The following is a 24,301-nucleotide window of genomic DNA, read 5'->3' as shown; positions in this document are numbered from 1 at the left end:
CATCAGCAGCTTGTGCGTGCTTGAGCGGCTTTTGGCGGGTTGATGTGTTGCAGATTTCCGGTTCATAATGGCGTCAAAAGTAGTTTATTATCAATTGCTTTTGTACTGCTATTTAATGGAACACGTTCCGCAATAAATCCTCCAATTGGAGAGAAATTATTAAAAATCAAAGGCTGGGTCCTCAGGTACCAAAGAAGTTCCTAATTTTGCACCATTCATCAAAATGAAGACAAACTTTATTTTTAATAATTGATAAACGAAAAGAGAATCTGCTATGGGAAAACGAAAAATTGTAACGATGCCCGGCGACGGCATTGGAAAAGTTGTTTTGGAAGAAGCCATCCGCGTGCTGGATGCCGCGGGCTTTGAAGCCGAATACGTACACGGTGACATCGGCTGGGATTTTTGGTGCAACGAAGGCAACCCGCTGCCCGACCGCACTCTCCAACTGCTCGAAAAACACAAAATCGGACTCTTTGGCGCCATCACCTCCAAGCCCAAAGATGCTGCCTTCGACGAACTAAAACCCGAACTCAAAGAAAAAGGTCTTGTGTATGCTAGCCCAATTGTAGGACTGCGCCAGCACTTTGGCCTCGACATCTGTGTGCGGCCCTGCCATACTTACAAAGGCAACCCGCTCAACTTTATCCGCCGTGGCGCAGGTGGTACCATCGAAGAACCGGAAGTAGATGTGGTGATCTTCCGTCAAAACACCGAAGGCCTTTATGGCGGCGTGGAATGGAGCGACCCTCCACAGCAAGTTTATGAAGCTATGCTTACACATACCAAGTTTAAGAAGAACTTCGGCATGCATCCAAAAGCTGAGATTTCCATCTCTACGCGTATCTTCTCCCGGAAACATACCGAACGCATTCTGCGCGCCGCTTTTGAGCATGCCAAAAACTACGGCTACAAATCCGTGACACTTGCCGAAAAGCCCAACGTCATCCGCGAAACTTCCGGCATGATGTATAAATTGGCCAAAGAGATTCAAAAAGCCGACTATCCCGGCATCGAACTTTGGAACACCAACATCGACGCACAGATGATGTGGCTCACCAAAAATCCCGAAAAATACGGTGTGATCGTGGCCGGCAACATGTTTGGCGACATCGCTTCCGACGGTTTTGCAGGCCTCATCGGCGGACTGGGCTTTGCCTGTTCCGCGCAGTTCAACCCCGACAGCGGCATCGGCCTGTTTGAGCCTACCCACGGATCGGCGCCCAAATATGCCGACTATCCCGTATCCATCGTCAACCCCATCGCCATGATCGAATCGACTTGCATGATGCTTGACTTTGTTGGCGAAAAGAAAATGGCTGAACGTATCCGCAAAGCAGTAGCCGAAGTTATCGCCGAAGGCAAGGTGCGTACTTATGATATGATGAAGATGACCGGTCGTGCCGACGTTATTGAAAAAGGTGCTGCCTCTACCCATCAGATGGCCGACGCCATTATTGCAAAACTTTAAAAGCTTTTAATAATGAAAAAAGAAATATTGGATCTGTGGCCCGAGCTGGAATGGATTAAAGACGAAACGCTGCGCGAACAAACCGCCCGCACCTGGGAGCTGGCACTCGAAAAGAGTGTGCTAACCGCCGACGACCTGCGTCGTATCCCCTTCACGCTGCTTTGCGGCCCCGACCTCAAGGTAAGTTTTATGGAGCACAAACGCTCGGTGGTGCACATTGCCCGCGATGCCGGCAACACCATCAACGGCATGTACAATGGCGAACTTACCGTGGATATGGATGTGGTCATCTCCGGCGCCATCCTGGCCGATGTGGGCAAGCTGCTCGAATATGAACTCGACGCCAGCGGAACTGCAGTGCAGGGAAGCTATGGCAAATATCTACGTCATCCGTTTTCGGGTGTCTCGCTGGCCGAGGCCTGCGGCTGTCCGCCCGAAGTTTGTCATATCATTGCCACACACGCCGGCGAAGGCAACCTCGTAAAGCGCACCACCGAAGCCTACGTGGTTCACCACGCCGACTTTATGACCTTCCTGCCCTTTAAAGAAAGATTGAAAGTTTAGGTTTTTAATTTTAGAATAAATTGAAAAAAGGCTGCTGCATTGATTTGCAACAGCCTTTTTTTATTGATGATTTTTGAAGTTAGAGGTTGGAAATTAGAATCGATCTTATTGTCGATGAAATTTGCTAGTGCAGGATATTTCGTTCAAACAGCGCATTCTTCAGCTCATCGAAGTTGACCGGACGCGCCAGGATGGTCTGGTCGCTGAAGAGCAACAGCATGGTGGGCGTGGCGTAAATATCGTATTGCTGCACCAGCGGCCCCTGCCATTTCTGATAGTCGGCAATTTGTATCCACGGGAAATTTCCTTCGCTAAGAAATCTTTGCAGTTTTTCGGGATTATCGTCCATCGAAACGGCGACAATTTCGAGACCTTTGTTGTGTGCCGGTTCGTAAATGGTGGCAATATCTTTTACCAATTGCGGGCAATGTGCGCACCACGTCGCCCAGAACAGAAGCAGCGTGTAACCAGATTTCATTTCCGACAAGGTGATCTTTTTGCCGTCGAGGGTTGCCGCAGTAAAGTCGGGTGCTTTTTCGCCGATGGCGAATTTTTTGAAACGCTCCACCTTTTTCTCAAGAGCTGCCTTGCGCTCACTGTTCACGCAGCTTTCGTCGAAAGAAATATGATCGGCAATGTAATTATTTACTTTATCAAAACCATAACTCTCAAATCCACGTATGAGAAAGTCGAGCGCATATTCGTACATCATCTGGTTGACGCTGGTAACCGCCATGATGCGATCGACAGCCTTGATAAACTCAATCTCAAGCTGGTCTTTGTTGAGCCGGTTATTTTGATACAAAGAAAGATATTGAAGAATTTTATTAGAAACGATATTGCTGTAAAGCAGCGAAGTGTCTTCAAAATTGACGGCATCAAAAAAGTGAACACGCAGGTATTGCAACTGTTCTTCTGGCTGCAAGGTTTCGGGCATCGGCGGCATATAGTCGGCCTGCACCAGGCTGGCAGCAAAGCTTTCGGGGTGTTGGTTGCGAATGGAAGCAACAAGATCGGCCAGTTGCTGCTGCACTTCCTCATGTTCGGTGCGTACGGCATTATAAAAATCGGTGCTGTCGGCAGGATAATAGGTCAGCACCGGCTCTATCAGCTCCAGCTTAAACTGCGTCATATTGCGCAGATTGAGATATTGATAATAATGCTGGTTTTGCAATGATTTAATAAAAACAAGGCTATCAATCAAAGCGCTGAGGTCAGTTTTATAAACCACAGGCTGCTGATCGTAAATAATATCGAGATAATCGCGGTCGTTCCAGCGCAGCCGATAAAGACCTGTAGGCTGCTGTTGCGAAAAAGAAACGCCAAAAGATCCCGTGGCATCCGTTCTCACCGAATCGATCAACCGGTTTTCGTTACCGTAAAAATCGGTGATTTTGATGGCGGCATCCGGCAACCCGGTGATGGTGCCTGTAATGGTTGCCTGCTGTGCCAAAAGCCCGGCAGGCAAAAGAATGATTATTAAAAATAAAAAGTTTCGTCTCATAACTCTTCTTGCATTCATCAGCTTTGGGTAATTTATCGTTGCTTACAATTCCTTCATTTCATAATTAATTTCCAAAAGCAAAAAAACAAAAAATTAACAAGTCATAATATCAATAACCCAACAAACTGATAACCCGAAAACTCCCTAGTATGTAATCGTCGCTTCATTATTCAAAAAGATAAAATAGGATTTGCCGGGCTGCAAGGTCTGCAAAGTTTCGATTCCTTTGGCCGGCCAATAAATCTGTGTTCCGGCAGCTTCTTTTAGCATCACAATACTGGAGGCCGGCTCGCTGAAGATCGTATTTACCGCTATTTCAGTATCCGAAAATACAGGCATCAGGCTCCAGCCGGCCGAAAGCAGATACGACCCGGTTTTTTTTGTTTGTCCTTTCACTTCAAGGACAAAGGGCGCCGCTGTTTTGATGAGATAGCCATAATCTGAATCCCACGCCGAGAGCGTGCTGTTGCCGTTGCCGGGCTGATAGAAATCCTGCTCATCCTCCAGGAAAACAACTTCACCGAGATGCTCCCCAAAAAATTCGGGCAGTTCCGGAGCGCCGGAATACAAATAGCAGCTGATACCCGACCAGCCTTCAGGAATAGTGATTAGCTGCTGCTCTGAATTTCTAAGGGCTTCGATACGGAAATCATCAAACCAAAACCCTGCTTTGCTTATCTTGTGATCGCTCGTTAGCAAAAACCCAAGCTGCAGCGGCGCGGTATCTTTTAACGGCACCAAAATCCACACTTCCACCCACTTGTTGCATTTATTCATAAAAACGGGCATCTGCTCCCCGTCGATCCAGGCTGGCAAAGTATAGCGTCCGGCAAGCGGCTCCCAACTGGTGCCGCCATCGCTTGAGACAATAAAACGCACAAAATCGCGCCCGCCATCCAAATCCCACTTTGTAAAAAAACGCACCCATAGAGCGTCAGTTCCGGCAACGGGAATATTTCTGTCAAGTACGATCAGCGCCTCCTGATTTACCGGATAATACGAACCACTGTTGCTGATGATGCTGCCCGGCGCTGAGTGCGCATGCAGTGTATCGGAAATCCATGCATTGCTGATCCAATGGCTGGCATCGTCGCAATTGTCGTAGAAGATTAGCTCCGCTTCGCCCGTGTATTTAGTAATCGTGTCGTGCGTTACAAATCTTTCATTTTGGATGGTAATTACATATTGCAACTTTTGTCCCGTCAGCAATCCGGGTTTTAGCGCATAACTTATCGAATCGATCATCAGCTCGTGCAATGGCAATGATGGGATGACTTTGGCGGCGCCAGTCGAAGCAAACGTTTCGCCCAATGGTTTTATCGAAAGTGTTACGGGAGCATCTTCCAATCCTGAGCGATTTAAACCAATTTTTAAATAACCATTCTTTTCAGAAAGATTCATCGGTGAGAAATCGTGCGCCTCCACATACGATCCGGCAATCCTGGCAGCCTCCAGATTAACCTGCACCATCTGCTCACAAAGCGGAATGATGCGCGCCATCGACGGCCAGAAGCCATCGAGATTGTTACCGATCTCCACGGTATAGGCTAGCGCCATCTGTTTGGTGGTGTCGGCGTAAAACCAATCGGTGGCGTCGCCATTCACCAGATAAAGCAAACGCGAGGTAGATCCGCCGGTAAAATTATTCCAGCCGGTGAGCCGGTCGGAGGTGTGCTGCAACAAATCACAATCGGCGGGATTGGCAGTGTTGGAATAGCCAAAAGGTTGTAACAGATAATTGCCGTAAGAGTGACAATTGAGCACGATGTTAAAGGAGTGTTGCAGGGCGAAATCGCGGATTATACAAGTCTCCGGTTCCGAAAAAGGACTTTCCCCCCGGTAGGTGCTACTACTGTGAATAGCCGAGGAGCCATAATTATCGTATCCCCATTTGTAGCCAAAATTGCGGTTTATATCCACACCAACAGGCTTGTTGTTGATCCGCCGCCGGTTTTTGCGCCACATGCCGCCGCCATTAGGATTGGTAGCCTGATTGTGCAAATAACCGTCGGGATTGATGCAGGGGACAAAATACATCTCGGTGTTGTCCACCAGGCGCTGGATGTTAGCATCAGAGTAATAATTTTCGAGCAGGAAATACATGTAATAAAGCATCTGCTGCATCGATACTGGTTCGCGGGAGTGGATCAGGGAGTTGTAAAAAACTGCAGGTTCCGGTTCGTCCTGGTCAGGATTGTCAGAGATGCGAAGCCAGAACACCTGTTGTCCTTCGATGGTAAAACCGGGCAGCGCCTCACGTGCACTGATAAGCTCAGGGTAGAGCGCGCGCATGTTGTCGAGGTGTGCCAGCATTTCGTCGTAAGTACAAAAGCCACCCATGCTGCCCAGGGAAAAGTTTTCGGGAACACGATACGCTTTAGAATTTCGGAAATGTTCGGTGACTTCCGTCGGATTCATGCCTTTATTGCGGTCAGCATAGTATCCCGATAAGTTAGTAATTAGTGTTTTATATCTGATATGATGACGGTCGAGCAGCTTCAGCTCGTCAGCCGAAACCTCCAAAGTAGCTGTTCCATCTGCTCCCTGGAGGTCGATAGAAATTCCCATTTCGGAAATCTGCCGAAGCAAAGCAGCATCAGAATTAATTTGTATGAGGTAATAATCAGTCTCCTGTGCAGAAATAACGCTTGCTGTTCCGCAAAGAATTATCAATAACAATAATCGTCTCACCATGCCTTTGGTCTCTATTAACAGGGCAAATGTATCCAAAACTATGAGTTCGCGACCCATTCATCAAACTATTTTTTTGCCCATGAATAACGAATGACTATTTTAGAAATAGAAATTGGATATAAAAGGTTAGAAATTAGAGGTTAGTGAGCCGACAGTCAAGAGTTCGCAGTTGCCAGCCCACAGCAGGTGGTTTTTAATTTCATCATTAAATATTCAAAAAAAGTTTCAGGAAATTCAAAAAATTTTTTTCTCGATCAAGCGCCATGCTCCACGCGCCATGCTCCACGCGCCACGCGCCATGCTCTTCTTCCATCAGCTATTCCGCACGTCGATAATTTTGGCAAGGATGCTTATGGCTATTTCGGCGGGCGTTTGTGCATTGAAAGGAATCCCGATGGGCATGTCTATCTTATCAATTGTCGGTTGATCGATAATTTTATTGTCGAGAAAATATTGTTGCGCTTCTGCTACCTTGCGGCGGCTGCCAATCATGCCCAGATATCTGTTTGGTTTTTGCGCCAGGATGCCCGTCACCTCATGATCGTACCGGTGCTGCGGTGTTGTCACAACCAAAAAACTATGATCATTGGTTGCGAGATTTTGTGCTGCCGGAATATACTCCTCCGCGATCACTTCAAAACCTTCTTCGATCAATGGTTTGGTAAGATTTTCACGATTGTCGACCAGCGTTACCGAAAAACCAAGCATACGTGCCAGACGCGCCAGGGCTGCTCCAACATGTCCGGCGCCAAAGATCACGAGCCGCTCATCGGGCAGCAGCGGTTCCACATACACCGACACTTTGCCGCCACAGTGCATGGAGGTGTCGTCTTTGAGATCGATGTGTAGCGTGACAGGTTGCTGACGCTCGCGGCAAAGCCTGAGTGCCTGCTCCGTTACCTGTTGCTCCAGCTGGCCACCGCCAATGGTGCCGTACGACGCGCCTGCTTCTGTTACAATCATCTTGGCGCCCGCTTTGCGCGGTGCCGAGCCGCTGGTATCAGTTATAATGCACAACGCGGCCACTTGTCCCGAGCTTTTTATTTCGTCTATTTTTGCAAAAATATTTTCCATTTTATCAACAAGGTTTTGTTTTGAACATTAAAAGCAACAAAGTTACAGATATCAGGGCAACCTACACTGGAAACCTTCGAAAGCTATATCCTGAGCAGGAAGCAAACAGCCTATTCGATATTTTACTTTCAGAAACTGCAGGCATTAGCCGGGTAGAGCGTATTGCCAATAAAGATTTGCGTCTCTCGGAATCTCAAATCCTTAAAATACATTTTGCATGCAAAGAGCTTCTGCAGCATCGGCCTATTCAATACATCCTTGGTCATACCGACTTTTATGGCCTTCGGCTGCTCGTGGATGAGCGGGTGCTGATACCCCGCCCGGAAACGGAAGAGCTTGTGGAATGGATTGTTAAAACATACAAAACCACTGATTCATTAAGGTTTCTCGACATCGGCACCGGCAGCGGAGCCATAGCTTTGGCACTTTGTAAAGGTTTGGCTAAAGCCGAAATTTGGGGATTGGATGTAAACGCCGAAGCACTCGAAGTTGCTGCGGCCAATGGTGCAGCTTTGCAGCTATCGGTGAAATGGTTCAGAATCGATATTACCGACAGCAGTCAACACCATCAATTCCCTCTGTTTGATGTTATCGTCAGCAATCCGCCTTATGTCACCGAATCGGACAAAGCTCAGATGCAGGCCAACGTTTTGGATTACGAACCGGCGGGCGCTCTTTACGTAAGCGATGCCGATCCACTGCTATTTTATCGGCACATCATAGCTTTTGCGCAAACGCATCTGACTTCGGGTGGCAATATTTTTATGGAAATAAATGAACGCTTTGGTAATGAAACGCGCGGGATATTGGCCGCATCAGGTTATCAAAACATTGAGCTGCGCCACGATCTGCGTGGATGCATCCGTATGGTGAGGGCGCAAAAGTCGGAATAACTAAGGATAGGCAAAACAGGTATCAGTCGTTATGCTGGGGAACAGGGCAACAATAGTGACGAAAAATTATTTTTGAGTACTACTTGAATGAAATAACGGCTTGTGGCAAGAGCCTCGTAGAGGTGACATTATGGTAGAAAATTGAGAACCGGAGAAAAAAGCCTCGTAGAGGCGACATTATGGGAGCATTAAAATTGATAATTCAACAGAAAATATCTTTAGTTCTCGATAATGCCGCTCCTACGGAGCTTTGCGTTTTCACCGTTACTTCATTCTACCATAATATCGCTCCTACGGAGCTTTTTTTCCCCTTGAAATGTAATAAATTGTCGTAGGATTTTAATCGGTTACGAAGCTATAAAGTGAGCCTACAAAACAAAACAGAAAATCCGGACAAAAAATTTAAGGTGACGCATTGTCGAAGTCAGGAGAGGGGAGATCTCCTGCTTGGAAGCAGAAATATTTACTGTACTGGGGAACAGGGCAACAATAGTGACAAAAAATTATTTTTGAGTAGTACTTGAATGAAATAAAGGCTTGTGGCAAGAGCCTCGTAGAGGTGACAGTATGGTAGAAAATTGAGAACCGGAGAAAAAAGCCTCGTAGAGGCGATATTATGGAAGCATTAAAATTGATAATTCAACAGAAAATATCTTTAGTTCTCGATAATGCCGCTCCTGAGGAGATTTGCGTTTTTACCGTTACTTCATTCTACCATAATATCGCTCCTACGGAGCTTTTTCCCCCCTTGAAATTTAATAAATTGTCGTAGGATTTTAATCGGTTACGAAGCTATAAAGTGGCCTACAAAACAAGGTAGAAAATCCGGACAAAAAATTTAGGGTGACGCATTGTCGAAGTCAGGAGAGGGGAGATCTCCTGCTTGGAAGCTGAAATATTTACTGTACGAATTGCTTTGTTTCTTAGAATTCTGTTGTCTTGTATATTTAAATTCTATTTTTTGTTGTTGATCTCATTAATGAAATCACGCTGCGATTTCAACAGGTTGATAGAATACAACAACATATTTTTTGTTTCCGCTAAAACATCGAGGAACAGGAGGCTGGTGCGCGGGTGCTTGTCGTCGGTACGGATACGTTTCACCTGGTTGATGCGTATCTCATTGATCAAGTCCAGCAATTTTTGCTGTAGCAGCAAAATGTTGTCGAGACCAACATAGTTGCCCGAGTCGATGCTTTTGATAATGTCGCGGTACATTTTGGTAATGCCTTTGGCGAGTTGCAGCATCTCTTCGGCCTGCTTCTCGTTGAAGCCCGTGTGGTTGTTGCGAATGTGTTCGTAAGACGGATTGACCATGTAATTGATACAATGGGCAATTTCTCGCTGATAGTCGATGCTCTGAACATAAAAATGACCGGTACCTATCTGTTCAAATTGAAGATTACGCAAGGTTTCGTCGATGTTGTCTTTGGCTTTCTTAGTTTTCTTGTTGAATTTCTTAACATCCTTTCTAAGCTCCTTCAGAGCAATACGATCTTCATTATTAATACCATTCACCAAAGCTTCAAAAAACTGCGGTACCTTGGTGAGGGCATGTGTGGTCTGATGTTGACATTCGGCATAGACCGACGACATGTTGCGGATTTCTTGAACATACATGTTTTCTTTTTCCTCTTCAAGTTTTTCAGTCTCTTTGGATTTGTGCATCACATGGGTACGATAAATCAATACTGCAACCAACAGTAGCATGATGAAAATAGCTGCTACGCCGCCCCAGTAAATGATGTTGGCAACGGTAAAAGCAACCGTAAAAGCCATGATGGCTGTAAGAAACCATCCGCCGACAACTGAAAATACGCCCTGTATACGATACACCGCGCTGTCGCGATTCCATGCGCGATCGGCCAACGAGGTACCCATGGCTACCATAAAAGTAACGTAGGTGGTAGAGAGCGGTAATTTTATAGAAGTCCCTATAGCGATGAGAATACTTGCTACCAGCAGGTTCATCGAGGCGCGGATGACATCAAAAGAAGGAGCATCTTTGGCCTTGGCTTTCTTTTTCAGGTCTTTGGGATATTCAAGACGCTTTTCGAGACGGGCACTGATGGACGCAGGAATCAATGCTGAAATGCTTTTGTTGATGTTAAGGGCGCCACGCACTACCGAGCGGGAAAGCCCCGAAGCGCCAAAGCGCTCCTCGCCATGACTCTGGCGGCTAAGATCGATGCTTGTGGCCAGCACTGAACGGGCTTTTTTGGAGAACCAGAGTGCTAGTACCATCACCATTCCGGCCAGCAACAGGACGTAAGTGGGCGTATTTACCGGATCTGCCAGCGCCTTCATCATAAAACCATCGGGATTGGCACCCCCATCGGCCATAAACAACTGGTATGATTTTAAACCTGCCAGCGGCACTCCGATAAAGTTTACCAGGTCGTTGCCGGCAAAGGCCATGGCCAGCGCAAAAGTTCCTATCAGAACAATGAGCTTGGGCGCACTTATTTTAAAAATCCAATACAACAATTGCAGAATAACAGTCCAGCCAATCAGGCTATAGGTGATGATGGTAAACGTATGGCTTTCAATCCAGATGTTCATATCCGGGGTGATAAAGCTTGCGCCTTTGGCTCCTTTTATCAACATAAAAAAAGTAATGGCGGTGATGGCGATGCTGCCCCATACCGAGCCGAAATATTTGAGTTTTTTCTCGTAGCGAAAAGTGAAGAGCAATCGCGAGAGATACATCACCACCGCTCCGACAACAAAAGCTATGATCACCGAGAGCAGGATACCTGTAATAATGGCCAGCGCCTTTTCGGAGTTGATGTATTTGCCGATGTCGTGCAATGTTTCCAGTGGCGATTGGCTGATCTTGATCACCGACATGGCTACGGATGCTCCCAGCAAGTCGAATACAATGGATACCGTGGTGGAGGTGGGCAATCCAAAAGTGTTGAAAAGGTCGAGCAGCATGACGTCGGTAATCATTACCGCCAGAAAAATGATCATGATTTCTGAGAAGGCAAATTGCTCAGGATGAAAAATTCCTTTACGGGCCACCTCCATCAGTCCACTCGAAAAGGTGGTACCAATGAGCACGCCGGCGCTGGCAATAATCATAATGACGTGCATAGGCGCTACGCGTGAACCGACAGCCGAATTGAGAAAATTGACGGCATCGTTGCTTACGCCGATAATCAGATCGGAGACGGCCAGCATAAGTAGCACTACGACAATAATCAAATAGAGTGTTTCCATAGCTTCTTCTAAAGTTTATTTTTCGTTCGGTTATTACGTAAAGAGATGTTTTCGTCAAGCTCCAAAACAGCAGCATCGATGCGCCCAGCCAGCCCGCCCGAGATAATGATCAAATCCAGAAGTTGTTGGTAATGCGATGCGGCATTGGAGGCGATTTGGGTTTTTAATGCTTCGGGCTCCTGTGCCAAAGTTTCAGGGTAAAATCGGAGTTCGTGAATTGAGGAATCTAATGGATTGGATAAGTCGCCTGCAAACATATTGTTATTATGGGCCAGAGCTTCCGGGATAAGTTGCAGACTATGCGTCAGTTTATTTCTTAGTTCCTGCGAAAACCAGGCTTTCGCTTCATTTTTTTGTTCGATTACCTGCACCATCTTCATGACTGTGGCGGCTATGTCTGCCAGACTTTCGTTGATTTGAGTCATAGCTTTCAAATGCGAGCCTCCGCTGGGCGTCAGCTTTTCCTGTGAAAGCTTTTGCAGATACACGTCGATTTCCTGTTGTGTTTCCTTTACCATTTTATAATTGCGCCGTAGCGCTTTGTGTTTCCTGGCAAATTTCCGATCGTCTTTCTCATTCAGTAATGAGGATACGATAGTAAACATTTCTGAAATGATTTTGATAAAATCATCGAGCTTTCTTTTGTCTTGCAGAATGCTCAGCTCGGCTGTTGAAAATAGGTTTCCACTCAAAAATTTCAATGAAAAACGTTTTGCTGAACTTTTTTGTTTGGGCAAAAACCCAAAGCACATTTTACTAAAAGGTGTCAGCAGCCCTATTATTATCACTGTATTGATGATATTAAAAATTGTATGAAAAATAGCCAGCCCCAGCGGAATTGAATTTTCAGGATTAGTCGCTGGCAGGGTAAAACCTTCGATGAAATGGGCGATAATATTGATAAACGGGAAAATCAAAACTACACCCAGCGTATTGAAAAGCAGATGCGCCAATGCGGTTCTTTTGGCTGGTCGGTTGGTGACGATTGCAGCAAGATTAGCTGTTAAAGTAGTTCCGACATTTGCGCCCAGTAACAGGGCCAGAGCTGCACTGCAGCCAAGCCAGCCTTGCGATGCAAGAACCATGGTGAGCGTGATGGTAACAACCGACGACTGAAATATCAGCGCTGCAAGAATACCCATCAAAACAAATAAAAAAGAGTTGAGATAAAAATTATCAGGGAAAAGCAGGTGATGTGAAAGGACGAAATTTTCGCTGATAGCCGGCAGAACCTCCCTAAAAAAGATTAGGCCGGTAAAGATCAGCACGAAGCCGATAATCATTTCGGCGAAAGCCTTATTTTTTGCTTTGCGTAGGAACAGAAGTGGCAAAGCCAGCGCCGCCAAAGGCAGCAGCAATTGTTGGATATTAAAGGGGGTGCTGAATCCGAGGAGATAAATGACCCAGACAGTAATGGTGGTGCCGATGTTAGCGCCAAAGATTACGCCGAGCGACTGCGTAAAAGTGATCAGACCGGCATTAACAAAGCTTACCAGCATCACCGTAACAGCCGATGAAGATTGAACGATTGCCGTAACACCTACGCCCGTAATTACACCTCTGAAGGGATTGGTAGTTATGCGTGACAGCAACCTGCGCAACTGTTCTCCGGCAAGCTTCTGCAGCGACTCGCTCATGGTTTTCAGCCCATACAGAAAAATCACTACTGATCCTGCAAGCGAAAGTATCTGCAATATTATCTCACCTGGAGTCATTCGTTTTGTTACCTGTTTTCACGATTTGTATCAAGCATTAAAAAGTGGTACAAAACTCCTGTTTTCGTTTCGGGCAACAAAATATTTAACCAAAACTTAAGGATTTGTTAATATGAAAGGTCGCCAATAAAAACCAGAGGCTGACGTAATTTTCGGTAATTACTGTCAGCCTCTTTTTCGGATTAAAAGGACTATCAATTGCCAGACAGCAAGCAAAGGCTGTCTGCTGATATCATAAAATAAATCTCAAACAAATATAAAATCAAAACTCCGGAACCCGACAACCTTTTCCTATTCCTCCTTTTTTTGAAAAAAGTTATCGTCTTCGCCGCTGGCTTCACGTTTTTGTGTGCATTGTGCATCTATCACAGCAACCATCACCATATTAATTATCTCCTGAACAGAACTGCCCATTTGAAGAACGTGTACCGACTTGTTCATCCCGGTAATCACAGGGCCTATCACATCAAATTTGCCCAACTGCTGCAGTAATTTGTAAGCAATGTTGGCTGCAGTGAGATAGGGGAAAATCAATACATTGGCCGGTCCGCCTATGAGTTTGGAGAACGGGAAGTTTTCTTCGAGCAATTCCTGATTAAGCGCCACATTGGCTTGTATATCACCATCCACCACCAGCTCGGGATAGTCGCGGTGCAAAATCTTTGCGGCATCGGAAGCCATATCAGGAACGCGCCCGCGATTGCTGCCAAAGTTGGAATAGGTGACCAGCGCCACACGTGGAACCAGCTTGAGCTGCTTTACAGCAGAAGCCGTTTGCAGAGCGATCTCAACCATTTTTTCGGTATCAGGATTTTTATTTACAGTGCAATCGGCCAAAAAGATCGGACCTTCTTTGGTGTTGACGATATACATTCCTGAAACCACGCTGGCGTTTTTCTTCGTTCCTATCACTTGCAGAGCAGGGCCGATGGTAGCCGGATAGTTGTCGGTAAGCCCCGAAACCATAGCATCTGCAAATCCTGTTTCGACAAGCATGGGTGCAAAATAGTTGCGGTTGTTCATAAGGCCCAGCGCTGCTTGTAAGGTAATACCTTTGCGCTTGCGTTTATCGAACAGCAACCTGGCAAACTGCTCACGTCGTCCGGTTTCCTTTTCGCTGGTGGGATCGATAATTTCGATGTCGGGCAGCTCAAGTTCGTGCTGTCTGATGAGATCTTTTATCTTCGTTTCGTTGCCTAGCAGGATGGGTGTAGCCAATTTCTGGTTGAATACATGTTCGGCAGCTTTGAGCATCGTAAAATTCTCAGCCTCCGAAAACACTACGGTTTTTGGATCAGCCATTGCGCGGAAGCGCAACTGGCGCAACAACGGATTGCTGATGCCAATCATTTTTACAAGGCGTTCGTTGTAGGCAGCCCAGTCGGTAATTTCATTTCGCGCCACGCCGCTGGCCATGGCTGCCTTGGCTACTGCCGGAGCTAAGCGGGTGATAAGCCGCTGATCGAAAGGTTTGGGAATGATGTACTCGCGCCCAAAGGTAAAGTTGGAGGCGTGATAAGCCACATTTACCTGATCAGGCACCGGCTCGGTGGCCAGGTTGGCCAGTGCGTAGCTGGCTGCCAGCTTCATCTCATCGTTGATGCTGGTGGCGCGCACATCGAGCGCTCCTCTGAAAATGAAAGGAAATCCCAGTAAATTATTGATCTGATTGGGGTAGTCGCTGCGGCCGGTGCCCATAATAATATCGTCGCGGGTAGACATGGCATCCTCGTAGGTTATTTCAGGATCAGGATTGGCCAGGGCGAAAACAATGGGGTCTTTGGCCATCTTGAGCAGCAGCTCTTTTTTGAGCACGCCACCTTTGGAAAGTCCCAAAAACATATCGGCACCGTCGATGGCTTCAGCGAGGGTATGGATATCCTTGTCGGTAGCGAATTCCTTCTTGGTCTCGTTCAGATCGGTACGATCGCGGCGCAGCACGCCTTTGCTGTCGAGCATCACGAGGTTTTCGGCCCTGGCGCCCAGCTTGAGGTAAAGCCGCGAGCAAGAGATAGCCGCAGCTCCGGCGCCATTGACAACGATTTTTACCTCTTCGATTTTCTTTTTGTTAATCTTGAGCGCGTTAAGCAATCCGGCAGAAGTAATAATGGCCGTACCATGCTGATCGTCGTGCATAACCGGAATATCTACTGCTTCTTGTATCCGGCGCTCTATCTCGAAACATTCGGGAGCTTTGATGTCTTCCAGATTGATACCGCCAAAAGTAGGAGCGATGGCCACCACAGTATCAATAAATTTTTGGGTGTCTTTCAGGTCAACTTCGATATCGTAAACATCGATGTCGGCAAAAACCTTAAACAGCAGTCCTTTGCCTTCCATCACAGGCTTGCCTGCCAGCGGGCCGATGTCGCCCAGCCCAAGTACCGCAGTGCAATTGGAGATAACTGCCACAAGGTTGCCTTTGCCGGTGTATTTATAAACATCATCGGGATTGTCGGCGATTTTCAGACATGGATCGGCTACTCCGGGAGAGTAGGCCAGTGAGAGGTCACGTCTGGTGTTGTAGGGTTTGGTGGGGATTACTTCAAGTTTCCCCGGGCGTCCTTCCGCATGATAGGTTAGGGCGTCTTTTCTGAATAATGTATCCATAACTATTTGTTCATTTATTTTTTTTGTATCGAAAATTGTTATTCGGACAAATTTACGAATAACCTGACGTTATTTCTTTTATTCCCTGTTTTTGGCCAATTAAATATTTTGATCGTTGCCTATCGTGTTGTTTATCAGCGAATCAAATTGTTATTTAGAACCTTTATAAATTTCGAGACCGACAGCAGAACGGGTCAGTCGCCAGTCCGCAGCCGGTAGTTGCGGTTCGTTATTAAAAAAAGTTTCTAAAAACTCATGAATCTTCTGGCCGACATCCCAACAGTTCAGCCTTGGCTTTGCTTCTGCCTCTGCCTATGATACATCTATTCCTTGCAGGCTTCGGCAGTTTTCTACACAAATGTTTTTTAAATTTTACCAGGCAGAGCCTAAGAAATAGAAAGGACGAGTCACAGCCTCGTCCAAATGCCGGCTACTACTCCTTCGACGAGACAACCAGATAACCCATCAACGCGACAACCTATTTTCTTCGATTTCCCAGGCAGGCACTAATTATTACTTTTGCATCAACACAAAAATTATTAAGATACTACGGTTATGATTGAATTTATTGATGGGAAACTTATCGAAAAAAATCCGGCTTTTGTTGTCATCGAAAATGGCGGCATAGGCTACCTGATGCATATCTCTTTGCAAACTTTTTCTAATATTAAAGACCTGGAGCGAGTGCGGCTTTTCGCTCATCAGACTTTTCGCGTGGAGGCCACCACACCGGTTGGAATTGTGCTGTACGGATTTTTTCAGAAGGAAGAGCGGCAGTTGTTTAAGTTACTCATTTCCGTGTCGGGAGTGGGCAACAGCACGGCCTTGCTGATGCTTTCGTCGCTCTCGCCCGACAAAATTATTACAGCCATTTCGCAGGGCGACCTGGTAGCACTTAAAGCTGTAAAAGGCATCGGCAACAAAACGGCACAACGCATCATCGTAGACCTTCAGGATAAGATTGGCAAAGAAACTTCGGCACTTGAATTTTTAGGAACTGCGCACAATACCCGTAAGGATGAGGCGTTAATTGGACTTACTACGCTGGGGTTTAGCAAAGCGACGGCTGCAAAGGCTTTGGAGAAACTGCTAAGCAAAAATCCCGACTTGTCGGTAGAGCTACTGATAAGAGATGCGTTAAAAATTTTGTGATAAATACAGAGCTTCGGAAAACCAGCCATAATGAATCGGGGACAAATCTTTTTAGCATACACATTTTCATCGCGTACGCCAATAGAGCAATGTTTTGCCCGTCGGAGTTCCAGGCCACTTTTTACGTGCAAGTCGACCCTAGAGCAAAAACCAGTTAAAAAGGCCTTTTTTTGAGAAAGAAAACAACATACCTGCTGATCCTTTCACTCTTTACACTCCTTAATTTTACCAGCTTTGGCAACCCCACGGCGAAAGGAAAAGGCGGAATGGTGCTGATAGCTCCCCCCGACAGCCTGGATCTTATTTATCCCTTTCGCGACAAAACGGTGAACGCCACAGACGTTCCGGCGCAATCGCCGCTTTATCTCAAAGAGCCTTCCAACATTACCACCCAAACTGAATACAATCCGGAAACCAACGAATACATCATCCGGCGCAAGATGGGCAATATCGACTATCGTTCGCCCTATAGCATGACTCTGGATGATTATCTGAAATATGACCTGGATCGTTCTGTCGACAACTATTGGCGCGAGCGTGCCGGAGCATCCGGCGCCAATGCTCGCGGCGACGGCATCATCCCGCAGATTTATATCGGCGGCGAGGCTTTCGAGCGCATCTTCGGCTCCAACACCATCGACATCCGCCCGCAAGGATCGGCCGAACTTACCTTTGGCATCCTGGCCAACCGTCGCGATGACCCGGCCCTCAACGTACGGCAGCGTAATGTGGTGAATTTCGACTTCAGGCAAAACATCCAGATGAGCGTGCTGGCCAAGATTGGTGACAAAATAGAGTTTCAGACCAACTACAACACCGAGGCTACTTTTGAATTTGAAAACAAACTCAACCTAAAATACGAAGGCAAAGAAGACGAAATCATCCAGCTCATCGAAGCCGGTAACGTTACCCTGCCGCTCAACAGCACGCTGATCACCGGAAGCCAGGCACTATTTGGTATCAAGACACAACTCAAGTTTGGGCGCGCCACTGTTACAGCCATTTATTCAGAACAAAAAAGTGAGACCAGCAACATCACAGTGCAGGGCGGCGGGCAAACCAATGCCTTTACCCTTCGGGCCGACCAATACGAAGAAAATAAGCACTTCCTGCTGGCACAATATTTTGTAAATAACTACGACAGCGCCCTCACCGAGTTGCCCGTAGTGCGCTCCAATGTGAACATCACCAAGATAGAGGTGTGGGTTACCAACATTGGCGCTGCCGTTACCGAAAACCGCAACATCATAGCTTTCCAGGATTTGGGCGAACGCAATCCATACTCCGGCAACCTCACCCCCGGTTACTTCGTGTTTCCCGACATGTACCGCTCCAACAACCTGATGGAGATGCTGATGCAGTACCAAACGCAAGTCCGCGACATCAACACCGTATCGACGCTGCTCGAAGGGCCTCCCTTTGGTTATGATGCAGGTATCGAGTTTGTAAAAGTGGAAAACGCAAGGAAGCTTTCGCAAAATGAATTTAGCTTCAACAGCAAGCTGGGATTTATCTCGCTCAACACCACTCTCAACAGCGACCAGATGCTGGGAGTAGCTTATCAATACAATGTGATTGGCGACACCACTATTTATCAGGTGGGCGAATTTTCGGATGAAGGGATCAACACGCCCAAAAACCTGATTGTTAAACTGCTTAAGAGCACATCGCTCAACACCCGCGTGCCCATCTGGAATCTGATGATGAAAAACGTTTACGCCATCGGAGCCTATCAGGTGCAGGCCGAAGATTTTATTCTCAATATTCTCTATTCGGGAAACGACAATGGTGTTCCTACCAGTTATCTTGTGGATGCCGGCAACGCCAGTGGTATACCGCTGATTAGGGTATTGAATTTTGATAATCTCGATCCGCAGCTCAACCCGCCCCACGATGGCATCTTCGACTTTATTAATGGCGCGTCCACCAGTGGTGGTACAATCCAGGGTTCCAACGGCCGCATTTACTTTACAATGTTGCAGCCTTTCGGCAACTACCTCCGCTCCAAAATCGGAGACCCTGAAATCGCTGACCGCTACGCCTACGACTCTTTGTACACCCTCACCAAAAACGGGGCGCAACAATATCCTGAAAAAAATAAATTCATGTTGGATGGCTTTTATAAATCCTCTTCGGGATCGGAGATTTCGCTCAATGCCATCAATGTACCACAGGGTTCGGTAAGGGTTACTGCAGGTGGAGTGCCGCTCGCAGAAAATGTCGACTATACAGTAGATTACACGCTAGGCCGCGTCAACATTATCAACGAAGGCGTACTCAATTCTGGAACGCCTATTAATATTTCGATGGAAAGCCAGTCTTTTTTTAATATCCAGACAAAGCGGCTGATAGGTACCCACATCGATTATCGCATAAACGAAGATTTTAACATTGGTGGTACAATCCTCAACCTTACCGAGCGCCCGCTTACGCAAAAAGTAAACTATGGCGACGACCCCATCTCCAACACCATCTGGGGGATGGATTTTGCCTGGCAGACCAAATCGCGATTTATCACCAAAATGGTGGATGCGCTCCCTTTTATCAAAACCAAAAAGGAATCGCGTGTGACCATCGATGGGGAGTTTGCGCATTTTATTCCGGGACACAGCAAGGCTATTGGTCGCAGCGGCACCTCCTACATCGACGACTTTGAAGGCAGCAAATCTACCATCGACCTGAAGCAGCCACACTGGTGGAAACTGGCCAGTACGCCAGAAAAGCAAACCGAAACCGGCCTCTTTCCGGAAGGTGCTCCGGGAACAGGACGGATGTATGGTTACAACCGCGGCAGGCTGGCCTGGTACGTTATAGACCCGCTGTTCTACGAACAAACCGGAACCACGCGGCCACCCAACGTCGACCTGAATGAACTCTCCGACAACCTGGTGCGTCAGGTACTCGAAACCGAAGTGTTTCCCAACAAAGATGTTATCAACGGCATTCCTACCAATATTCCTATTCTCAACCTGGCTTTTTATCCTAACAAGCGTGGTCCTTACAACTACGACGTAGAGGGACAGCCGGGCATCTCGGCGGGTATCAACCCGGACGGAACGCTCAAAGATCCCGAAAGCCGCTGGGGTGGCGTTATGCGCGAAATATCATCAACGGATTTTGAGGCCACCAACGTGGAGTATATCGAGTTCTGGATGATGGATCCTTTTACCAGTGGCCAGAATTCCGCGGGAGCACTCTATTTTAACCTGGGCGACATCTCCGAAGATATTCTGCGCGATTCGCGTAAATCATACGAACACGGTCTTCCTACCTCTGCTGTTGTCGAAAATGTTGACACAACTATCTGGGGACGTGTACCCACGCTGCAGGCACTGGTGCCTAACTTTAGCAATGAGCCTGGCGCCCGCAAGTTTCAGGATGTGGGCCTCGACGGCCTAGGCGATGATGACGAACGAAGCTTCTTCGATCCCATCTATCTGCAGCGCATCATCGCATTGCATGGCAACAATTCAGAAGCTTTCCAGCGTGCCTATGAAGACCCTTCCAACGACAATTACCATTATTTCAGAGGTGCCGACTACGACGAAGATCCAACCTACAGCAGTATTCTGGAACGTTATAAAAGATACAACGGTACCGAAGGCAACTCACCCGAACAAGGCGATAATGTCGGAGGCAACTCCACCCTTGCCACCAATCTGCCCGACGTGGAAGACATCAACCGCGACAACACGCTGAGCGAATCGGAACGCTATTTCCAGTACAAGGTGGTGCTCGATCCAAACACTATGCAAGTCGGCCAGAACTACATCACCGATGTTTATGATGCCAAAGGAATTCGTTTGCCCAACAACCAGGTTGGGGAAGTGAAATGGTATCAGTTTAAAATACCCGTGCGCGACCCGGATAAAATTGTGGGCGGAATTCAGGATTTCCAGAGCATCCGCTTCATGCGCATGTTTATGAAAGGTTTTAATGCACCTACTGTTTTGCGCTTTGCAACCCTCGAGCTGGTGCGCGGCAACTGGCGGCGTTATCGCTACGATCTGCTTTCGCCCGGCGAATATATTCCCAACGACATCCAAAGTGAAACAGCCTTTGATATCCTTTCGGTAAATATCGAAGAAAACGGCAGCCGGCAGCCTATCCCTTACGTTATTCCTCCCGGCATCGAACGCGAAATAAACATCGGTACCACCAACCTGCAGCAGCTCAACGAACAGGCCATGGTGCTGCGCGTAAACAACCTCTTGGATGGGGATGCCCGCGGTGCCTACAAAACCACTGATTTTGACTTCCGTCAATATGGAAAACTACAAATGTTTGTCCATGCCGAAAAGCTACTCGAAGAGCAAGATCTCAGCTACGGCGACCTCACCGTGTTTATGCGCATTGGTGCCGACCTTACCGAGAACTATTATGAGTATGAAATACCGCTCACCTTCACGCCATGGGGTACCTCCAGGTCCAGCGTCGAAGCCATTTGGCCCAGTGAAAATAGTTTTAACATCGACCTGAAACGATTGGTGGATTTTAAACTTCAGCGTAATGTGCAGATGCGTACCGCCGGCTCTGGTGTTTCGCTCAATGTACCCTATTATGGTTTTGATGGTCCCAACAAAGTTACGGTATTAGGAAGCCCGAGCATCAGCGATGTAAAAGCCATTATGATCGGAGTGCGCAATCCCAAGAAAACTTCGGCTACCAGCAGCGACGATGGCCTGAGCAAATCTGCTGAAATTTGGATAAACGAAATGCGCCTCACCGATTTCAACGACGAAGGTGGACTGGCAGCTACTGCACGTATAAAAACAGACCTGGCCGATCTGGGTAATCTCTCCATTTCCGGCCTTTACAGCACGCCCGGCTATGGTAGCATTGAGAAAAAAACCACCCAGCGTTCGCAGGAATTCGTTAAAAACTTCGACATCTCCACCAACCTGGAGCTGGGTAAATTCTTTCCGGAGAAATTTGGCATACGCATACCGATGCATTTCGACTATTCGGAATCACGCATCACGCCCAAATACAACCAGCTCGACCCGGACATTATCCTTAAAAAAGATTTGGAAACCCACAACCCTTCAGCACGTGACTCGATAAAAGCCATGAATGAGGATTTTGTTATGCGCAAAAATCTCAACTTTATTAATATGCGCAAGGATCGTGTGGGAGCTACCAACAAAAGCCATTTTTATGATGTCGAAAATCTCGACTTTACCTTTTCTTATTCAGAAACCTTTGCACGAAATATTGATATTGCCTACGATTCAAAGAAAATCTACCAGGGAGGTATAGGTTATAATTTTAATAACAACCCCAAGAATTTCAAGCCATTTGGTACTATGAAACTGTTCAAGGGCAAGGCTTTTGCGCTAATCAAAGATTTCAACTTTTACCTGATGCCCAAGCTTTTCTCCGTGCGCACCGACATGACGCGTGAGTATGGCAAGCGGCTGCTGCGCAACAAGAGTGAGTACGAGGTGCTTATAGAACCTACCTACATGAAAAAGTGGGACTGGCGGCGCATTTACGATTTACGCTGGGATCTCGCCACATCGCTGCGTTTTGATTACAAAGCCAATGTGCTCGCTTACATCGACGAGCTACCCGGATCGCTTGAAAAAGATGATCCCAACTACGATGTGAAACGAGAGCGAATACACGATCAGATTCTCGATCTGGGTACCATAAATACCTACACCCACAATCTGAATGTGACCTATACATTACCGATCAATAAAATACCACTGCTCGACTGGGTGACGGCAACAGCACGCTACCAGACTAACTACAAGTGGCAGGCATCGCCTATTTCGCTGCAGGAACGGCTCGGCAACCAGATAGAAAATGCCAATACCATTCAGCTCAACGGCAACGTGTCGCTCGACAAACTTTACAATAAGCTGCCATTCCTGGCCAAGGTTAACCAGGGTAGTGGCGCAAAACGAAACCAACGGGCAGCGCCGCGGCAACCTAACCAGAAACCCCAGAGTGTAGAAGCGGATACCACAAAGCCCAAAAAAGATTATTTCAAAATTGTTGGCAATGGTTTTCTTAAAATACTCATGAGTTTCAAGCGTGCTTCGCTTTCCTACACCGAAGGCAACGGAATCTATATGCCCGGTTTTATCCCCGAACCTTCGTTGATAGGCAACAACTGGGCGATGGATGCTCCCGGTCTTGGGTTTGTGTTTGGGAGCCAGGCCGACATACGTGGCGAAGCTGTCCGCAATGGCTGGCTTACCACCGACACATTGCTCAACTCGGCCTACATTACCAAATACAACCAACAGCTCAACTTCAGAGGAACCATCGAGCCATTCCAGGATTTTAAAATAGAACTGAGCGCCGACCGTACCTTCAGCCTTAGTCATCAGGAATATTTTAAAGCAGATGCAAATGGCGATTTCTCGTCGTTCTCGCCCGTAGAACAGGGCAGCTTCAGTATGTCGTTTTTCTCGTGGGGCACCGCCTGGGTAAAGGATAACGACAAAGATCAGAACGAGAACTTCATCAAGCTCAAAGATAACCGGCAGGAGGTTGCCTATCGGCTGGCAGCGGAAAATCCCAACTACAACGGGCAAATTGTCGTAGACAGCGTCACCGGGCAGTTTTATCCGGAAGGATATGGACCCACACAACAGGACGTACTTCTCTACTCGTTTTTGGCAGCCTATTCCGGAAAATCTGCCGGCGGCTACAGCCTCAATCCCATGCCCGACATACCCATGCTCAACTGGCGCGTTACATACAACGGACTGTCGCGCGTGGAGCCTTTCAAGAAATTCCTGCGCAACCTCACCATCACTCACGGCTATCGAAGCAACTACTCTATCAATTCCTTCCAGTCGGTGATCGACTACCGCGAAATTGACGGCTTTCCGGCGTCTAAATACAAGAGCAACGACAACTTTATTCCCGAATATCAATATGCGCAGGTGAGCATCATCGAGCAATTCAATCCACTCATTGCCTTCGACATGACCTGGATCAACAGTCTGATGACGAAATTTGAAATCAAGAAATCGCGTAACCTATCGATGAGTTTTGTGAATAACCAGCTTACTGAAGTCAACACAGAGGAGTTTGTGATCGGACTGGGCTATCGTTTTAAAGATGTGAAATTTGCTGTGAAAAGCATGGGCGGTAGCGGGGGCAAGCAAAATGTGAAGAGCGACCTGAACGTTCGCGCCGACTTCTCCATCCGCAACAACAAAACCATTCTGCGCCGTATCGATGAGGAAATCAACCAGGTTTCGTCGGGCCAACAGGTGCTTTCTATCAACACCTCAGCTGATTATATGGTGAACCAACGGCTGAACATTCGTCTGTTCTTCGACAAGGTTATCAACAATCCCTACGTATCCTCACAATATCACAACTCTACCACCAATGGCGGTATCAGCCTGCGCTTTACGCTGGCGCAATAGATATGCAT

Annotated in this window: 11 protein-coding genes; 5 read left to right on the top strand and 6 right to left on the bottom strand. The window is 47.1% G+C overall.

Going from position 1 to position 24,301, the window contains the following annotated elements:
- The first annotated feature begins 274 nt into the window (after positions 1 to 274).
- The gene (locus VFC92_00430; protein ID HZK06639.1) at positions 275 to 1,471 is read left to right on the top strand and encodes an isocitrate/isopropylmalate family dehydrogenase; all 1,197 of its coding nucleotides are present in this window, start codon (positions 275 to 277) and stop codon (positions 1,469 to 1,471) included.
- A 12-nt stretch (positions 1,472 to 1,483) separates the two neighbouring features.
- Positions 1,484 to 2,035 carry an HDIG domain-containing protein gene (locus VFC92_00425; protein ID HZK06638.1) on the top strand — a complete coding sequence of 184 codons (552 nt, stop codon included), beginning with the start codon at positions 1,484 to 1,486 and terminating at the stop codon, positions 2,033 to 2,035.
- A gap of 124 nt (positions 2,036 to 2,159) precedes the next feature.
- Here the strand turns inward: VFC92_00425 and VFC92_00420 are convergent, their stop codons facing one another.
- The 3 genes from VFC92_00420 to VFC92_00410 all read right to left on the bottom strand — a co-directional run bounded on the left by VFC92_00420 (position 2,160) and on the right by VFC92_00410 (position 7,307).
- Entirely contained in the window at positions 2,160 to 3,539 is a 1,380-nt protein-coding gene (locus VFC92_00420; protein HZK06637.1) for a redoxin domain-containing protein, read from the bottom strand.
- A gap of 144 nt (positions 3,540 to 3,683) precedes the next feature.
- Complete coding sequence (locus VFC92_00415) at positions 3,684 to 6,290, bottom strand: M14 family metallopeptidase (GenBank protein HZK06636.1); 2,607 nt, start codon at positions 6,288 to 6,290, stop codon at positions 3,684 to 3,686.
- A 255-nt stretch (positions 6,291 to 6,545) separates the two neighbouring features.
- Positions 6,546 to 7,307 (bottom strand): XdhC family protein, encoded by a 762-nt coding sequence (locus VFC92_00410; protein ID HZK06635.1) that lies wholly within the window; start codon positions 7,305 to 7,307, stop codon positions 6,546 to 6,548.
- Between the two features lie 20 nt (positions 7,308 to 7,327).
- Here VFC92_00410 and prmC point away from each other — a divergent pair, with 20 nt between their 5' ends.
- Complete coding sequence (prmC, locus tag VFC92_00405) at positions 7,328 to 8,200, top strand: peptide chain release factor N(5)-glutamine methyltransferase (GenBank protein ID HZK06634.1); 873 nt, start codon at positions 7,328 to 7,330, stop codon at positions 8,198 to 8,200.
- Positions 8,201 to 9,154: 954 nt separating this feature from the next.
- Here prmC and VFC92_00400 read toward each other — a convergent pair.
- From VFC92_00400 to VFC92_00390, 3 genes are all read right to left on the bottom strand, one after another.
- Positions 9,155 to 11,422 (bottom strand): inorganic phosphate transporter, encoded by a 2,268-nt coding sequence (locus tag VFC92_00400; protein ID HZK06633.1) that lies wholly within the window; start codon positions 11,420 to 11,422, stop codon positions 9,155 to 9,157.
- Positions 11,423 to 11,430: 8 nt separating this feature from the next.
- Entirely contained in the window at positions 11,431 to 13,137 is a 1,707-nt protein-coding gene (locus tag VFC92_00395; protein HZK06632.1) for a Na/Pi symporter, read from the bottom strand.
- 291 nt (positions 13,138 to 13,428) lie between these two features.
- Complete coding sequence (locus VFC92_00390; GenBank protein HZK06631.1) at positions 13,429 to 15,747, bottom strand: NADP-dependent malic enzyme; 2,319 nt, start codon at positions 15,745 to 15,747, stop codon at positions 13,429 to 13,431.
- Positions 15,748 to 16,302: 555 nt separating this feature from the next.
- On the opposite strand from VFC92_00390, the gene ruvA reads away from it, so the two are divergent.
- Both ruvA and sprA read left to right on the top strand, forming a co-directional pair.
- Positions 16,303 to 16,899: a Holliday junction branch migration protein RuvA gene (gene ruvA, locus VFC92_00385; GenBank protein ID HZK06630.1), complete on the top strand. Its 597-nt coding sequence runs from the start codon at positions 16,303 to 16,305 to the stop codon at positions 16,897 to 16,899.
- Between the two features lie 170 nt (positions 16,900 to 17,069).
- The gene (gene sprA / locus VFC92_00380; GenBank protein ID HZK06629.1) at positions 17,070 to 24,293 is read left to right on the top strand and encodes a cell surface protein SprA; all 7,224 of its coding nucleotides are present in this window, start codon (positions 17,070 to 17,072) and stop codon (positions 24,291 to 24,293) included.
- The last annotated feature ends 8 nt before the right edge of the window (positions 24,294 to 24,301 follow it).

It is taken from the genome of Bacteroidales bacterium, from assembly GCA_035647615.1.
Taxonomy (GTDB): Bacteria; Bacteroidota; Bacteroidia; order Bacteroidales; family 4484-276; genus SABY01.
This window is presented reverse-complemented; position numbering and strand designations above follow the sequence as displayed.

What these genes read in the sequence shown, in the direction of transcription:
- VFC92_00395 (HZK06632.1), bottom strand. Translation starts at nt 13,137, where the DNA reads ATGACTCCAGGTGAGATAATATTGCAGATACTTTCGCTTGCAGGATCA.
- VFC92_00400 (HZK06633.1), bottom strand. Translation starts at nt 11,422, where the DNA reads ATGGAAACACTCTATTTGATTATTGTCGTAGTGCTACTTATGCTGGCC.
- VFC92_00415 (HZK06636.1), bottom strand. Translation starts at nt 6,290, where the DNA reads ATGGGTCGCGAACTCATAGTTTTGGATACATTTGCCCTGTTAATAGAG.
- VFC92_00390 (HZK06631.1), bottom strand. Translation starts at nt 15,747, where the DNA reads ATGGATACATTATTCAGAAAAGACGCCCTAACCTATCATGCGGAAGGA.
- ruvA (HZK06630.1), top strand. Translation starts at nt 16,303, where the DNA reads ATGATTGAATTTATTGATGGGAAACTTATCGAAAAAAATCCGGCTTTT.
- VFC92_00425 (HZK06638.1), top strand. Translation starts at nt 1,484, where the DNA reads ATGAAAAAAGAAATATTGGATCTGTGGCCCGAGCTGGAATGGATTAAA.
- VFC92_00420 (HZK06637.1), bottom strand. Translation starts at nt 3,539, where the DNA reads ATGAGACGAAACTTTTTATTTTTAATAATCATTCTTTTGCCTGCCGGG.
- VFC92_00410 (HZK06635.1), bottom strand. Translation starts at nt 7,307, where the DNA reads ATGGAAAATATTTTTGCAAAAATAGACGAAATAAAAAGCTCGGGACAA.
- VFC92_00430 (HZK06639.1), top strand. Translation starts at nt 275, where the DNA reads ATGGGAAAACGAAAAATTGTAACGATGCCCGGCGACGGCATTGGAAAA.